Source organism: Kitasatospora sp. NBC_00039 (assembly GCF_045160625.1).
Taxonomy (GTDB): domain Bacteria; phylum Actinomycetota; class Actinomycetes; order Streptomycetales; family Streptomycetaceae; genus Kitasatospora.
Map to the genome: position 1 here is coordinate 6,190,073 of NZ_CP108289.1, position 13,923 is coordinate 6,203,995.

Consider the following 13,923-nt stretch of genomic DNA (forward strand, 5'->3'; position numbering starts at 1 on the left):
CGTGACCACCGGCACATAGTGTCAGTGGCTGTTGACCGCCCGGCCCCGGCCGGCACAGGCGAGACAGGCGAATCGGCGAGGCTATGACGCAAGCGGCGCTCACGCACCCACCCGCACCACCAGCCCCCGCAGCCCCCGCATCGGCTCCGCGGGGGCTGCTGCGCTGGGCGGCCGACCGGGCAGGCTGGCTCGGGCCGATCGGCGTGGCGCTCTTCGCCGGAATCCTCCGGTTCTGGAACCTCGGCTACCCCAACGCCTTCGTCTTCGACGAGACGTACTACCCCAAGGACGCCTGGTCGCTGCTCCACCAGGGCTACGAGGGGACGTGGCCGGACAGCGCCAACGCCGACATCCTGGCCGTCCCGCAGCACATCCCGCTCACCGCCGCCCCCGAGTTCATCGCCCACCCGCCGCTCGGCAAGTGGGTGATCTCGATCGGCGAGGCGGCCTTCGGGCTGCACCCCTTCGGCTGGCGATTCATGACCGCGCTGCTCGGCACCGTCACCGTGCTGATGCTGGCCCGGATCGGCCGTCGGCTCTTCGGCTCCACCCTGATCGGCTGCACCGCCGCCCTCCTGATGTCCGTCGACGGCCTCCAGCTGGTGATGAGCCGGGTCGGCCTTCTCGACGGCGTCCAGATGTTCTTCGTCCTCGCCGCTTTCGGCAGCCTGCTGGTCGACCGCGACCGCACCCGCGCGCGGCTGGCCGCCGTCCGCGACGCCTACGGCGGCGACACCGTCAGGCTCGGCCGGCGCCCCTGGCGGATCGCCGCCGGGGTGTTCCTCGGCGCCGCCTGCGCGGTCAAGTGGAACGGCGCCCCGGTGCTCGCCGCCTTCGGCCTGCTCACCGTCCTCTGGGACCAGTCCGGCCGCCGCTGGGCCGGCGCCCGCCGCCCCTGGCGCTCGATGCTGCGCCGGGACGCGCTGCCCGCCCTGCTCGCCATGGTGGGCTCCGCCCTGGTGGTGTACGTCGGCGCCTGGGCCGGCTGGCTCGCCGCCGGCGGCAAGTCCGGCGGCGGGTACGACCGGCACTGGGCCGACAGCCGGGCCGGCCTCTCCCCGGACAGCGTCCTCGGCGCCCCGCTGCCGCAGGTCCCGATGAGCTGGGTGCCCGCGCCGCTGCGCAGCCTCTGGCACTACCACTCGCAGATGTACGACTTCAACACCGGGCTGAGCACCCCGCACACCTACCAGTCCAACCCGTTCAGCTGGCTGGTCCAGGGCCGTCCGGTCTCCATGTACTGGGAACAGGTGCCGAACGGACAGCACGGCTGCACCGCGTCCGGCGGCTGCGCCGCGCAGATCCTCGGCCTCGGCACCCCGCTGCTCTGGTGGACGGCCTGCTTCGCCCTGGTCTACCTGCTCTGGCGCTGGTTCTTCCGCCGGGACTGGCGCTCCGGCGCGGTGCTCTGCGGCGTCGCCGGGGTCTACCTGCCGTGGTTCCAGTACCAGGAGCGGACGGTCTTCTCCTTCTACATGGTCGTGCTGGTGCCGTTCCTCTGCCTGGCCGTCGCCCAGATGCTCGGCGCGGTGCTCGGGCCGCAGGGCTGCTCGCCCGAACGGCGCCGGATCGGCGCGGCCGGGGCCGGGCTGATCGTGCTGGCCATCGTCGGCTGCTTCGCCTTCTTCTACCCGCTCTACACGGCGGAGGTGATCCCGATGACGTCCTGGCAGGACCGGATGTGGTTCACCAGCTGGATCTGACCCCCGTGACCCCGGCGGAGGCGGTGCTGGCGGCGGGCAGCGGCCAGCTGCTGCCGGTCACCCCGGCGCTCGGGGTGGTCACCGCCGTCCTGCTGGCCGCCGCCGTGGCCGTGGCGGGGTGGGGCCTGCTCGGCCACGGGCACGCGGTGCTCCGGGCCGGCCTGCGCGCGGTGGTGCAGCTGGCCGCCGTCGCGCTGGTGATCACCTGGGTGGTCGGCTCGCTCTGGTGGTCGGCGCTGTTCGTGCTGCTGATGTTCGCGGTCGCGGTGCGGACGGCCGGCCGGCGGATGACCCCCGGGCCGGAGTGGAGGTGGGCGGCCGCGCCGATCGGCGCCGGGGTGCTCCCGGTGCTCGCGCTGCTGCTGGGCGTCGGACTGCTGCCGCCGAAGGGCCTCTCGGTCATCCCGGTCGCCGGCATCCTGATCGGCGGCGCGCTCACCGCCACCTCGCTGGCCGGCCGCCGCGCCCTGGACGAGCTGCGCCAGCGCCACGGCGAGGTGGAGGCGGCGCTCGCGCTGGGCTTCGAGGCGCGGGACGCCCGGCTGGAGATCTGCCGTACCGCAGCCGCCACCTCGCTCGTCCCGGCCCTCGACCAGACCCGGACGGTGGGCCTGGTCACATTGCCCGGCGCCTTCGTCGGCATGCTGCTCGGCGGTGCCACCCCGGCGCAGGCGGGTGCGGTGCAGCTGTTCGTGCTGGTCGCGCTGCTGGCGGTGGAGTCGGTCGCGATCGTGGTGGTGCTGGAGCTGGTCACCCGCGCGCTGGTGGGCGCGGAGCCCGTGCACGGGGGCGTCCGGTAGGCTGGTCGGCGTTGAAGGGGAGTAGCCCTCCACCGGACCGTCGACATACTGGCCCTCGCGGGCCCGGCGCCCGGGGCACGCGTCGTTCTCGGCGTGCCGGCGAGACCTTCGGCCGCAGTGCTGTGAATCCGTCCAGTGCTGTCGGGCCGAAGCGTCCCCAGCGGAGCTGCCGAGGCCGGGCAGCCCGACCGAGGGAAACCGAACCCCTGATGAGCGAGCGAATCACCAGAAGGCGCGTACAGGCGCACGCCCCTGCCGGGCGAAGCGGGGCGGGCGCATGAGCCTGACCGTTCTCGCCATCACCTTCGGCATCGTCTTCCTGGCCGAGCTGCCGGACAAGACCGCCCTGGCCAGCCTGATGCTCGGCGCCAAGTACCGCGCGAGCCACGTCTTCGCCGGCATCGCCGCGGCCTTCGCCCTCCAGGTCGGCATCGCCCTGGTCGCCGGCCACCTGCTCTCGCTGCTGCCGCACCGCTGGGTGGAGGGGGTCACCGGCGTGCTGTTCCTGGCCGGGGCCGCCATGCTGCTCTTCCACGGCGGGGTCGACGACGAGGACGGCCACGCCGCCAAGGAGCCGTCCGCCAACAGCTTCTGGAAGGTCGCCGGGGCCAGCTTCGTGGTCGTCGCGATCGCCGAGTTCGGCGATCTCACCCAGATCATGACCGCCAACCTGGCCGCCAAGTACGCCGACCCGCTCGCCGTCGGCCTCGGTGCCTGGCTGGCGCTCTGCGCCGTCGCCGGGATCGCCATCGTGGGCGGCCAGAAGCTGCTGAAGCACGTGCCGATGAAGGTGATCATCCGGGTGGCGGCCGGCGTCATGGTGCTGATGGCCGGCGTCAGCATCTTCCAGGCGGTCACCGGCTGACACCAGGTCAGCAGCCCGGGTCGGCCTCCAGCGCGGCCCGGGTCTTGGGCCCGTAGACGTTGTTCTCGCCCTTGATCCGGTTGTAGTGCTGGTAGTCGCTCAGCACCGTCTGGGTCCAGTAGTCGAAGGTGCCGGTGATGATCGACTTGTCGACTATTCCGCATTCGGCGACCCACAGGCGCTGCTGCATGTCCTTGACGTCCGGGCCGGTCATGTTCAGCTGGAGCACCCGGATCGTCGGGGTCGGGGTGGGGGTCGGCGTCGTCGCCGTGGGCGTCGGCGTCGGGGTGGGGGTCGGGCTCGGCGCGGTCGGCGGGGCGGTCGGCGCCGGGGGAGCGGGCGCCGGCGGCGTCGTGGCCGCGGCAGTCGGGGTCGCCGTCCTGGTCGGGCTCGGCTTGGCGGTCCTGGTCGCGGTCGGGCTCGGCGTGTCGCCGGCCGACGGCGGCGGCGCGCTCGGGCTCGGCACCGGCGGGGTGGTCGGGTCGACCGGCGCGGGCGCCAGGGTCGTCGAGGGTGCCGGCTGCGCCTGGTGGCCCGGCTCGGCGGAGGGCGTCACCGCGTACGCCAGGCCGACGGTGAGCGCCAGCAGTCCGGCGCCCGCCGCGATCAGCAGCGCCCTGCGCCGGACCGTCGGGCTCCCCTCCGCCTGCTCCGCCGCGCGGCGGGCGGCCCGGCCGCCGGTGCTGCTCGCTGGCCCGGCGGGGGCGGAGTGCTCGAACGGGAAGAGCCCGATCTCGCCGCCGTCGGAGGGGGGCTGCCGGTACTCGTCCTGCTGATAGCCGTCCTGCTGATAGCCGTCCTGGTGGTACCCGTCCTGGTGGTACCCGTCCTGCCGGTAACCGCCCTGCCGGGGCGCCGGCATGACGGGGGGCAGCACGGTGGTCGCGTAGGCGTCGGCGTCCGGACCGGCCGGCGGGACGGGCGGCAGGACGGTCGTCGGGGGTGCGGCGGGCGGGCTCGTCGGAGGCTGGACCGGCGGCAGCACGGTGGTGGCGAACGGGTCCGCCGAGACGCCGCCCGCCACGATGCCGCCCACCGGGACGCCGCCCGACGGGGTGTCCGCGACCTGTCCGACGGCCTGCGGCACGTACGGCCGCACCAGCGGCGGGCCTTCGAGGTGCGGCAGGATGGCGGTCTCGGTCAGGCCCGGGTCCGGGAGGCACCCGCACCCGGCGGAGCGTGCGGTGCCGCACGTCGGGCAGTGCTGGTCCGGCATCGGCCGGTCCTCCTCGGTCTCGGATCAGTTCTCGTGTGCCCCCGACGCGTTCCCGGGCGGGTGCTCCCGGACGGCTGCTCGGACGTGCTCCCGGAGGCACGTGCCCGGACGTGTGCTCCCGGGGGCGAACGCGCCTGATTATGCAGGACGTCTCCGAGGGGGGACAGGGGCGTCCGGCCCGCTCTGGGGGTGTTGTGCCGGTTGGTGGTGGTTGGGAGTTGAAGAACGGTCGGCGAGGTCGGCCCGTCACCCGGATGGCCGCCGTTCTTACGTTCGGCTCAACTGGACGGCGCAAACCAGGGCGATTCTGACAGCATGGTGAACCGGGAGTGATCGTCCGCATGGACCCCGGCCGGCCGGGGCCCGCCTCCCCGGGCCCGGCCCCGCCCCGGGCCCGCGACCCCCTACGGAGACCCCATGACGGATCCGATCGCCGCGTCCGACCGGAGCCCGGCGAGCGAGCCGGGCCCGCCGGAGGTCACCGTCCCCAACCTCTGGGTCCCGATCGGCGCCCTGCTGCTGGCGATGCTGCTCGCCGCGCTCGACCAGACCATCGTCTCCACCGCACTGCCCACCATCGTCAGCGACCTCGGCGGCCTGGAGCACCTCTCCTGGGTGGTCACCGCGTACATGCTCGCCTCCACCGCGGCCACCCCGCTCTGGGGCAAGCTCGGCGACATGTACGGCCGGAAGCGGTTCTTCCAGGCCTCGATCGTGATCTTCCTCTTGGGCTCGGTGCTCTGCGGCATCTCCCAGAACATGGGCGAGCTGATCGCCTTCCGCGCCCTCCAGGGCCTCGGCGGCGGCGGCCTGATGGTGCTGTCGCAGGCCATCGTCGGCGACCTCGTCTCCCCCCGGGACCGCGGCAAGTACCAGGGCCTGTTCGGTGCCGTCTTCGGCGTCACCAGCGTGCTGGGCCCGTTGCTCGGCGGCCTCTTCGTGGACAACCTCAGCTGGCGCTGGGTCTTCTACATCAACCTGCCGATCGGCGTGGTCGCCCTGGTGGTGATCGCCGCCGTGCTGCACGGGGCGGAGGTCAAGCGGCGGCACCGGATCGACTACCTCGGCACCGTGCTGATCGCCTCGGTGGCCACCTGCCTGGTGCTGATGACCTCCCTCGGCGGCACGACGTGGGCGTGGAACTCCTGGCAGATCGTCGGCCTCGGCGTGCTGGGCCTCGTCCTGCTGGTCGCCTTCGTCGCGGCCGAACGGGCCGCCGACGAACCGGTGCTGCCGCTGCGGCTGTTCCGTTCGCAGACGTTCAGCCTGGTCGCCGTCATCTCCTTCGTGGTCGGCTTCGCCATGTTCGGCGCGCTCACCTACCTGCCGACCTTCCTCCAGGTGGTCATGCAGGTGTCGCCGACCATGTCCGGCATCCACATGCTGCCGATGGTGCTCGGCATGCTGCTCACCTCGATCGGCTCCGGCCAGATCGTCGCCCGCACCGGCCGCTACCGGATCTTCCCGATCGCCGGAACGGCCGTCACCACCGTGGGCCTGCTGCTGCTCTCCCGGCTGGACGAAAACACCAGCACCTTCGAGATGAGCTGCTACTTCCTCGTCTTCGGCCTGGGCCTGGGCCTGGTGATGCAGGTGCTGGTGCTGATCGTGCAGAACTCCGTCGGCTACCAGGACCTCGGCGTCGCCACCGCCGGAGCCACGTTCTTCCGCTCCATCGGCGCGTCCTTCGGCGTCTCCATCTTCGGCACGCTCTTCGCGTCCGGGCTGAACGACCGGCTGCGGGACGCCCTCGCCGGAGTGCCGCTGCCGCCGGGCTTCAACCCCGGGGCGGTCAGCTCCGACCCGCGCGTCATCACCGTGCTCCCCGCCGACGTGCAGGCCGGGATCCACCACGCGTACGCCGAGTCGATCACCCGGGTCTTCCTGTACGCGGTGCCGGTCGCCCTGGTCGCCTTCGTGCTCTCGTTCTTCCTGCGCGAGCAGAAGCTCCGCGCGACGGTGACCACCCCCGACCTCGGCGAGTCGATCGGCCTCAACCCGGTCGAGCGCTCCTCGCTGGACGAGATCGCCCGCGCCCTCTCGGTGCTGAGCAGCCGGGAGGCCCGGCACGACCTGTTCCGGAGGATCACGGAGTCGGCCGGGCTCGACCTCAAGCCGGCCTCCAGCTGGCTGCTGCTGCAGATGTACCACCACGGCTCGGTCGAGCCCGCCGGGCTGGCCGAGCGCCGGACCGTCCCGATCACGGTGGTCGAGGAGGCCGTTGGCGAGGTCGAGGGCCGGGGGCTCGCCTCGCGCACCGCCGGCCTCCCGCTGCGGCTCACCGAACCGGGCGAGGCGGTGGCGCTGCGGCTGGTGGCCGCGCGGCGGGAACAGCTCGCCGAGCTCCTCGGCGACTGGGACGAGAAGCAGTACGCGGACCTCGCCGACCTGCTGACCCGGCTGTCGTCCGGGCTCTGCGCCGACCTGCGCGACCGGCCGGACCGGGTCGGCCCGGAGTACCCGTACCCGGGGGAGGGGCGTTCGTCCTGAACGCCCTTCAGGGGGAGCCGAACCAGCGCGGGGTGTCGAGGCGGAACGGGTCGCCGGGGGCGAGCGCGCGCAGGTCCGTCTCCAGGGCGCGCAGCCGCTCCTCGCCGAGCGTGGCGGACCACTGCGCGCGCAGTTCGTCGAAGATCCGGGCGGAGCGGACGAGGCAGTCGACGCCGCGTGCGGTGAGCCGGACCACCTTGCGGCGGGCGTCGGCCGGGTCGCTGCCGCGCTCGACGTAGCCGAGCTGTTCGAGCTGCTCGACGGTCTTGCCGGCGGCCTGCTTGGAGACGCCGAGCCGGCGGCCGAGCTCGACGGCGGTGGTGCCGTCCGGGCCGATCGCCTGGAAGACGAAGCCGTGCATCGGGCGCAGGTCGGGGTGGCCCTCGTGGGCGATGCGCTCGTGCAGCTCGTCGATGATCACGCGGAAGGCGAGCAGGAGGCGCAGCGGCAGTTCGTAGCCGGGGGGCGGGGGTTCGCTTGACATGATGGACAACCTCATTGACTATATAGACAACGACATTGTCCATCTTAGGGGGCCCTACCGATGTCAGTCATCCGCAGCACCGAAGCCCGCCGCACCGAGACGCCCAACGCCGTCATGACCACCTACGCCTCGCCCACCCAGGGCGGCGCCGCACTGGCCGTGTGGCACGTCGACATGCAGCCCGGCCGGCAGGGACCGCTGCACGCCATGGACACCGAGCAGGTCTGGACGTTCCTGACCGGGGACGTCGTGATCGACCTCGCCGGGGAGGAGGTCGCGGTCGCGGCGGGCGACACCGTGGTCCTGCCGGCGGACGTCGCCCGTCAGCTGCGGACCTCGTCGGGATTCACCGCCGTGGTGGCCTCGCCCACGCCGTCCGTCGCCTACAACCCGGATGCCGTCACCCCGGAGGGCGCCTGCGGGCTGGCCCCGCGGGACGACGAGCGGGTCGTCCCGCCGTGGATCGCCTGACGGGTCGCCTGACGGATCGCCTGACCCGATCTGCCCGACCGGGGCGTCTGACCGGATCTGCCCGATCGGATCGGTTCGACCGGATTCGCCTGACCGGAGCAGGACACCCCGCACCGCGGTGAACGCGGTGCGGGGTGTCGGGTGCGGTGCGGTTGCGGTGCGGGGGTGCCGGCGTGTCAGTCGAGGCGGACGTGGCCGCCGCGGTCCAGCTGGTCCACCATGCCCCAGGAGGCCTCGTTGTTGCGCAGGTTCGAGGTCAGGCTGCCCCCGCGGCCGGCGGGGACGTAGTTCGCGTCACCGTAGAACCACGGGTACACCCAGACGCCGATGGTCGAGTTACTGGCGTTCTCGACGGAGGCGGCGTTGTTGCGCACCTTCTGGCCGTAGCCGGCCGAGCCGTACTGGTCCTGCTTCCAGAAGGTCCCGTCGATCTCGCCGTCCTGGACGGTGTACTCCATCGTCATCGCGCCCTCGGCGCCCGGCGAGTAGTAGATGCACAGAGTGACGTAGGCGCCGTTGCTGTCCTTGCAGCGCACCGGGTTGCTCCAGGTGCTCCAGCCGTTGATCGTGGTGACGCTGTCGGCGTTGGCCGGGCCCGCGCCGGTGAGCATGGTGGTACCGGCGATGGCGAGCGCCGCCGCGCCGGTGGCCAGACGGCGGCCGGTCGACTTCAGCTTCATGGGTGTTGGTGCTCCTTCACTCGGTGGAGGGTTGCCGGGGCGGAACCGGTCCGCGGTCCGGCTGCCGGACCGCCTGCTGCGGCGGCCACGGCACGGCCCCGTCCGCCCGCCCCGCGGTCCGCGCCCGACGTGCGGGCGGGGAGCGGGTCGGATCGGCCAGGGATGGTTCGGGGTGGCCCGGGGTGGTCCGAGGGCGGGGGAGGTCAGAGGGCGGCGGGCGTGGGGGACGACCAGTCGTGCTCCAGCAGCCGCCCCAGCGCTCCCACCTCGGAGTCGAGGCTCGCCTTGACGCCGGCCAAGTCCTTCGCATGCTTGGCGATCGCCGCGTTCTGCAGGGTGGACTCGGAGGCGAACCAGATCCCGGTCAGGTTGGTCCGGTCCTTGCAGTCGACGTCGGCCACGGCCTGGGCGATCTCCGCGATGCCCGGTGCCGGGTCCTTCATCGTCGTGACGGTCGCCGGCGCCTTCAGCGGATCGGGGATGTCGAAGCCGCGGCCCTTCATGCAGTCCACCCAGGCGGCGGTGGCCGCGACGACCTCCGGCACGGACCTCGACTCGGTGAAACTCGCCGACTTGATGTCGGTCACCACGCCCTGCGGCCCGTTGCCGGGCCCCTGCGGGCCGCCGACGGCACCCGGCAGAACACGGTCGAGCTCCGCGAAGCAGCCGCCCTCGGGCAGGGCCTTGCCCTGGTACGAGGTCACCCGGGATCCGCGGGCCGGGTCGACGCCGAGCAGGGCGGTCTGGGCGGCTGCGGGCATCGCGGCCAGCGCGACCGGCTGTTCGGGGGCGGCCGGAGCGGACGCGGCCTGCGGCAGGTGGTAGCCCCACCGGGCTGCGCTGTCAGCGTCGGTGATGCCGTAACGGCGGTTCATCAGCGTGAAGGCGTGCGCACCCGGGCCGTCCGGCCCTGGCTTGGCCGGCACCGGGTAGTCCAGCCCGTACCGCTTCATGCAGGAGCCGGTGGCGGCCTTGCGCACCCAGTCGAACTGCACCGACTGGACCGCCGTCAGCATGTACTGCTCGATGGGCAGGTGGAGTTCGGCGATGCCCGTGCCCGCCTTGGGCGGTGCCACCGGAGTGGTGGGCGGTGCGGCGATCGGCGGCACCGCCGACGTGGCCGTTGCCGTGGCGCAGCCGCTCACCAGTGCGAGTAGGGCCAGCAGCCCCGCCCCGAGGCCGGCGGGGTGCGCTTCGCGGGGAGTACGGCTGCGGCCTGTCCTCTCACTCCGGCGCAACGGCATGGCGGATCGCTCCTCGGGTCCGGTCTGGGTCTGGTCGGCCCGGGCGCGGTCCTGGGAGGAGGGCGGTCGCGGCGCACCTCACGGGAGGCGGCGACCCGGCCCGGCGCCGGGCGTTTGCCCAGCGTAGGGGACCCGCCGGACGGTGATCGCGCCCCGGACTCCGGTGGGACGCACCGCATTTCGTCTCACCGCCGGGACCTGCGGTTTGGGACGGCCGACAGCGTCCGAATGGAGACGTCCCACGGTGTTCCGGGGGCGCGGCTCGCCCGCGGAGGCCGCGCGGCCCCGCACCCGGCCGAGGCGTCAGGTGTAGGAGACTGCAGCTGACACAGACGAGGGCCGGAGCCCGACGCGGGCCCCGGCGGACGAGGAGGTGCGGCATGTCCGTGGTGAAGATCAACGTGCTGACTGTTCCGGTCGAGCAGCGCGAGGTGCTGGAGAAGCGGTTCGCCTCGCGGGCCGGGACGGTCGAGAACTCGGACGGCTTCGAGTGGTTCGAGCTGCTCCGCCCGGTCGAGGGGACCGATCAGTACCTCGTCTACACCCGCTGGCGCAGCGAGGACGACTTCAAGGCCTGGATGGAGGGCCCCATGCAGGCCGCCCACCGCCAGGGCCCGCCCGCCGCGGAGGGCGAGGCCCCGAAGCGGCCGGCCGCCTCGGGCTCCACGCTGTGGTCCTTCGAGGTCGTCCAGTCGACGGGGCCGAAGGCCTGAGGTTGTCATGGTGAGCGGCGCGCCCGGATCAGTCCGGGCGCGCTGCTTTGCGATGGCGCCCCCTGTTCGGGTGACGTTTCCGGATTCGGCCTTGGAGCCCGTTTGCCGCATCTACGGTGATCGGCGACAGGAAAATCCCCGGCGGTGCTGGAACACCCCGGGGTATGGCACTGGAGCTAAGGACTCCGAATGCACATTCATCGTATCCCCAAGCACGCGCCCGGGTACACGATCCTGGACAACGGCCACGTCGTCCGGAAGCACTCACTGTCGTGGGCAGCGCGAGGGCTGCTGAGCTATCTCCTCAGCCTCCCCGACGGAGCCAGGGAGGACGTGCGGACCCTGGCGGCGAAGAGCGTTGAGGGGCGGGCGGTGGTGTCCCGGGCGCTGCGCGAGCTGGAGGAAGCCGGCCACTACGTCCGCCGGACCGAGCGTGACCCGGTCACGGGGCAGGTCCGGACGACGGTCTCCGTCTACGAAGTCCCGGTGACGGGCAAGGCGATTCACGCGCTGCCGCCGCTTCCCGTATCTCCGGCCGCCGGTCCACCTGGAGCTGGAACGGCAGGCGCCGGGACGACGGGAAGCCCCTCCTTGAGGGAAAAGACGTTGGTTCGGAAGGAAGTTGAAGGCCATCCTTCCGTCCATCCGTCCGGAGAGGCGCGGACGCTTGCGCCGCCGCGCATGACGGAGGGCATGACGCTGCTGCTCGAACTCGGGCGCCGGGACCCGCGTATGGCCCTTGCCGGAAAGCCGTTGATGGATCAGGCAGCCATGGCGGAGGGGTTGCTCGCGGCCGGTTGGACGGGGGACGCTCTGACGAGCGTCCTGTCCGCCCCACTGCCCGAGAAGGTCACCCACAGCGTCGGCGCGATCCTCGCGGGCCGACTGTCGAAGGTACCGTCCGCCCCGCCCCTTCGACCGGCTGCGGCCATGTCGCCCGCAGCCGGTCCGGCCCCAGGCCCGAGGCACCATGAGTGCCTTGGACGGGACGGCTTGTGCGGCCGCCATGTGGCGGCGGCCGGAAAGTTGTGCGCAGCATGCCGGGAACCGGGTCAGGTCCGCTTCTGAGTCAGCGTCGGCGGGCCGCAAGAGACACGCGAGGCGGGCCTGTCCGATGCACCCCGTCTCGGGGCTGGAGCCCCATGGGCGACTATCGGGCCGCCAGACGCAATGCGGGATACGCGGCCGCCGCCGAGACCCTGAACCGGGACGCCGTCCTCGTGCACTGCGAGTGCGTTAACTGCGTCTCTGTGGAGGCGTCGTGAGTGCCGGCGAGCTGGAGCCGATGGACCCGTGGCTGTCCGCGCTCGGTGCCCCGCAGCGGCACCGAGCACGAATCCTGCGCCAGGTGATCACCGCAGGCGAACCTGCCATGGTCGAAGGGTGCCTGCTGTGCGCGGAGTTGGACGCGCGAAAGGCTTCCGCTCGGGCTGCCTTCGACCACTCCGGGGCCGTGGACGCGCGTGTCCTGATGCGCCGCCACCACGAGAGTGCGCACCGGTGACGGACGACGGGCTGGACGGGGGAGGCATCCGCGACACCCGTCGGCTTGCCGCTGCGTTTGCCGTCTCCGTGGCAGGCGTCGTGCTGGTCGCCGCGATGCTGCTGACGTTCTGCTGCGCGGGTGGCGCGTAGGCGCTACTCCAACTCCGCCCCGGCCGCCGGATCCTGGCAGAGAACAAGCGGCCGGAGCGGGTCCACATCACCGAACGTCCTCACCGCCAACCGGCGTTGGGGAGAATCTCAGTGTGAGGAGACACAAGTATGACGACTTTGGCAACGCCGCCGCAGCAGCCCGGGCGACACCCCGCCCCGAGACCCCCGGACAGGTAGGCTGCCCGGCCTGCTGCGGCAGGACGTGGCGGCCGACTACGACCGCTTCGGCACCGGCCGCCTTGAGGTCTGGGACGGCGTCTCCTACGCACACTGCCGTTTCGCCGACCGGGACGGCAGACACGCGGTGTCCCAGTCGGGGCCCCGCAACCTCTGGGACGAGATCACGGCCGCGCACGCCTGGTGGGTGCGCCAGGGGCAGCCCGCTCTCACCCGTTTCGGCCTGACGGTCGCCGCTGCCGGGGAGCACCGCCCGTGGTTGGACGAGCCGGACCAACTGATCGGCTGACCAGTGGGGCTGGTCGTGTTCCGCCCGCCCTTGCCGCGGCACGGCGAAAGGGCGGGCGGGCCCCGCGTCGGATCACCTCACAGGGTGTCCTTCACCTTGATGTAGCCCTCCTCCACGACGAACTGCTGGTTGGGGTTGCCGGCCCCGCACTGGTAGATGAAGGCGTTGTCGTTGTTGTTGCGCGTACCGCCGACGTCCAGGCACATCTCCTGGGCCGACCCGAGGGTCGACTCCAGGACGAACGAGCCCCGGCGGAGCAGCCAGGACTGGTTGGCGGTGGCCGCGTCGGAGTACTCGCAGGCCCAGATGCGGACGTTGTCTCCGTTGAAGCCGGTGTTGTCGGCGTCGAGGCACATCTCCGGGTTGGTGCCGACGGTGTCGGCGACCTTGACCCGGCCCTCGTCGAGGACGAACCGCTGGTTGGTGTGGTCGAGGCACTGCCAGATCCGGGCGTTGTCGGCGTTGAACCGGGTGTTGCCGATGTCCAGGCACATGCCCCTCGGCACGCGCGGCGGGGTGGCGACGTTCAGGGTGCCGTCGGTGATCGTGTAGTCGGTGCCGTTGTTCGGGTCCCGGTAGCGGAAGCTGCCGTTGCCGCGCGGGAGCGTGGTGTCGGCCGGTGCCGAGGCGTCCACGGTGACCTGCGGGGAGAAGCGGAAGTACCCGTTGGACGGCCAGCCGCTGCGGCCGCCGTTGAGTCCGTAACCCTCGCAGGTGAGCGTTCGGCCGGCGTTACTGAGCGTGCAGTTGCGCAGGCCCACATTGTTGCCGGTCCAGGACGAGCCGTCGCCGCTGTACTGGGTGGCGACGGTGGACTGCGGGGCGAAGGTGGTGTTGCCCGGCGCGGTGAACACGGCCGACATGCCGGAGGGGGGAAGGAGGCCGGGCCCGCCGGTGTTCTGGTACGTCCACGGCACCGCGGCGGTCTGGCCCGGGGCGATCGTCACGGTGGTCGGGGCGTCCCGGCCGATGAAGGTCACGGCGGCGGCGGGTGACGCGAAGGCGCCGGCGAGCGTCAGGGACGTCAGGGCCACGGTCGCCGCACGGGCGACGCCCCGGTTGAGGGAACTCACGAACTCGACTCCATTTCCTGGACGGCAGGTGCGGTCGAGATATTCGTGGACGAACCGGCCCT

Annotated in this window: 14 protein-coding genes; 9 read left to right on the plus strand and 5 right to left on the minus strand. The window is 72.4% G+C overall.

Annotated features, from left to right (window positions below):
• The first annotated feature begins 83 nt into the window (after positions 1 to 83).
• The 3 genes from OG286_RS27540 (at position 84) to OG286_RS27550 (ending at position 3,368) form a co-directional block, all read left to right on the plus strand.
• Complete coding sequence (locus OG286_RS27540) at positions 84 to 1,703, plus strand: dolichyl-phosphate-mannose--protein mannosyltransferase (RefSeq protein WP_396319551.1); 1,620 nt, start codon at positions 84 to 86, stop codon at positions 1,701 to 1,703.
• Between the two features lie 26 nt (positions 1,704 to 1,729).
• Positions 1,730 to 2,503 carry an ABC transporter permease gene (locus OG286_RS27545; RefSeq protein ID WP_405366082.1) on the plus strand — a complete coding sequence of 258 codons (774 nt, stop codon included), beginning with the start codon at positions 1,730 to 1,732 and terminating at the stop codon, positions 2,501 to 2,503.
• A 277-nt stretch (positions 2,504 to 2,780) separates the two neighbouring features.
• The gene (locus tag OG286_RS27550; RefSeq protein WP_396319550.1) at positions 2,781 to 3,368 is read left to right on the plus strand and encodes a TMEM165/GDT1 family protein; all 588 of its coding nucleotides are present in this window, start codon (positions 2,781 to 2,783) and stop codon (positions 3,366 to 3,368) included.
• 7 nt (positions 3,369 to 3,375) lie between these two features.
• Here the strand turns inward: OG286_RS27550 and OG286_RS27555 are convergent, their stop codons facing one another.
• Entirely contained in the window at positions 3,376 to 4,584 is a 1,209-nt protein-coding gene (locus OG286_RS27555) for a peptidoglycan-binding protein (RefSeq protein ID WP_405359672.1), read from the minus strand.
• A 417-nt stretch (positions 4,585 to 5,001) separates the two neighbouring features.
• On the opposite strand from OG286_RS27555, the gene OG286_RS27560 reads away from it, so the two are divergent.
• Positions 5,002 to 7,074: a DHA2 family efflux MFS transporter permease subunit gene (locus OG286_RS27560; RefSeq protein ID WP_405365839.1), complete on the plus strand. Its 2,073-nt coding sequence runs from the start codon at positions 5,002 to 5,004 to the stop codon at positions 7,072 to 7,074.
• Between the two features lie 7 nt (positions 7,075 to 7,081).
• Here the strand turns inward: OG286_RS27560 and OG286_RS27565 are convergent, their stop codons facing one another.
• A complete protein-coding gene (locus tag OG286_RS27565) occupies positions 7,082 to 7,558 on the minus strand; it encodes a MarR family winged helix-turn-helix transcriptional regulator (protein ID WP_396319547.1) in 477 nt (158 codons plus the stop codon).
• 60 nt (positions 7,559 to 7,618) lie between these two features.
• Between OG286_RS27565 and OG286_RS27570 the strand changes: the two genes are divergently transcribed.
• Entirely contained in the window at positions 7,619 to 8,029 is a 411-nt protein-coding gene (locus OG286_RS27570) for a cupin domain-containing protein (RefSeq protein ID WP_405365840.1), read from the plus strand.
• A 176-nt stretch (positions 8,030 to 8,205) separates the two neighbouring features.
• On the opposite strand, the gene OG286_RS27575 is transcribed toward OG286_RS27570, so the two are convergent.
• The gene (locus tag OG286_RS27575) at positions 8,206 to 8,709 is read right to left on the minus strand and encodes a hypothetical protein (protein ID WP_396319545.1); all 504 of its coding nucleotides are present in this window, start codon (positions 8,707 to 8,709) and stop codon (positions 8,206 to 8,208) included.
• Between the two features lie 203 nt (positions 8,710 to 8,912).
• Positions 8,913 to 9,953 carry a hypothetical protein gene (locus tag OG286_RS27580; RefSeq protein WP_405365841.1) on the minus strand — a complete coding sequence of 347 codons (1,041 nt, stop codon included), beginning with the start codon at positions 9,951 to 9,953 and terminating at the stop codon, positions 8,913 to 8,915.
• Between the two features lie 380 nt (positions 9,954 to 10,333).
• Between OG286_RS27580 and OG286_RS27585 the strand changes: the two genes are divergently transcribed.
• From OG286_RS27585 to OG286_RS27600, 4 genes are all read left to right on the plus strand, one after another.
• Complete coding sequence (locus OG286_RS27585) at positions 10,334 to 10,666, plus strand: antibiotic biosynthesis monooxygenase family protein (protein WP_396319543.1); 333 nt, start codon at positions 10,334 to 10,336, stop codon at positions 10,664 to 10,666.
• 189 nt (positions 10,667 to 10,855) lie between these two features.
• The gene (locus tag OG286_RS27590; protein ID WP_405365842.1) at positions 10,856 to 11,734 is read left to right on the plus strand and encodes a hypothetical protein; all 879 of its coding nucleotides are present in this window, start codon (positions 10,856 to 10,858) and stop codon (positions 11,732 to 11,734) included.
• A gap of 193 nt (positions 11,735 to 11,927) precedes the next feature.
• Positions 11,928 to 12,170 carry a hypothetical protein gene (locus tag OG286_RS27595; protein WP_405365843.1) on the plus strand — a complete coding sequence of 81 codons (243 nt, stop codon included), beginning with the start codon at positions 11,928 to 11,930 and terminating at the stop codon, positions 12,168 to 12,170.
• Positions 12,171 to 12,524: 354 nt separating this feature from the next.
• Positions 12,525 to 12,788 carry a hypothetical protein gene (locus tag OG286_RS27600; protein ID WP_405365844.1) on the plus strand — a complete coding sequence of 88 codons (264 nt, stop codon included), beginning with the start codon at positions 12,525 to 12,527 and terminating at the stop codon, positions 12,786 to 12,788.
• Between the two features lie 77 nt (positions 12,789 to 12,865).
• Here OG286_RS27600 and OG286_RS27605 read toward each other — a convergent pair whose 3' ends face one another.
• A complete protein-coding gene (locus OG286_RS27605) occupies positions 12,866 to 13,861 on the minus strand; it encodes an RICIN domain-containing protein (protein ID WP_405365845.1) in 996 nt (331 codons plus the stop codon).
• Positions 13,862 to 13,923 lie beyond the last annotated feature (62 nt).

Bases quoted from the DNA above. Each gene is read 5' to 3' on its own strand.
- OG286_RS27575 (WP_396319545.1), bottom strand. From the start codon at position 8,709: ATGAAGCTGAAGTCGACCGGCCGCCGTCTGGCCACCGGCGCGGCGGCG.
- OG286_RS27590 (WP_405365842.1), top strand. From the start codon at position 10,856: ATGCACATTCATCGTATCCCCAAGCACGCGCCCGGGTACACGATCCTG.
- OG286_RS27555 (WP_405359672.1), bottom strand. From the start codon at position 4,584: ATGCCGGACCAGCACTGCCCGACGTGCGGCACCGCACGCTCCGCCGGG.
- OG286_RS27580 (WP_405365841.1), bottom strand. From the start codon at position 9,953: ATGCCGTTGCGCCGGAGTGAGAGGACAGGCCGCAGCCGTACTCCCCGC.
- OG286_RS27585 (WP_396319543.1), top strand. From the start codon at position 10,334: ATGTCCGTGGTGAAGATCAACGTGCTGACTGTTCCGGTCGAGCAGCGC.
- OG286_RS27570 (WP_405365840.1), top strand. From the start codon at position 7,619: ATGTCAGTCATCCGCAGCACCGAAGCCCGCCGCACCGAGACGCCCAAC.
- OG286_RS27560 (WP_405365839.1), top strand. From the start codon at position 5,002: ATGACGGATCCGATCGCCGCGTCCGACCGGAGCCCGGCGAGCGAGCCG.
- OG286_RS27540 (WP_396319551.1), top strand. From the start codon at position 84: ATGACGCAAGCGGCGCTCACGCACCCACCCGCACCACCAGCCCCCGCA.
- OG286_RS27565 (WP_396319547.1), bottom strand. From the start codon at position 7,558: ATGTCAAGCGAACCCCCGCCCCCCGGCTACGAACTGCCGCTGCGCCTC.
- OG286_RS27550 (WP_396319550.1), top strand. From the start codon at position 2,781: ATGAGCCTGACCGTTCTCGCCATCACCTTCGGCATCGTCTTCCTGGCC.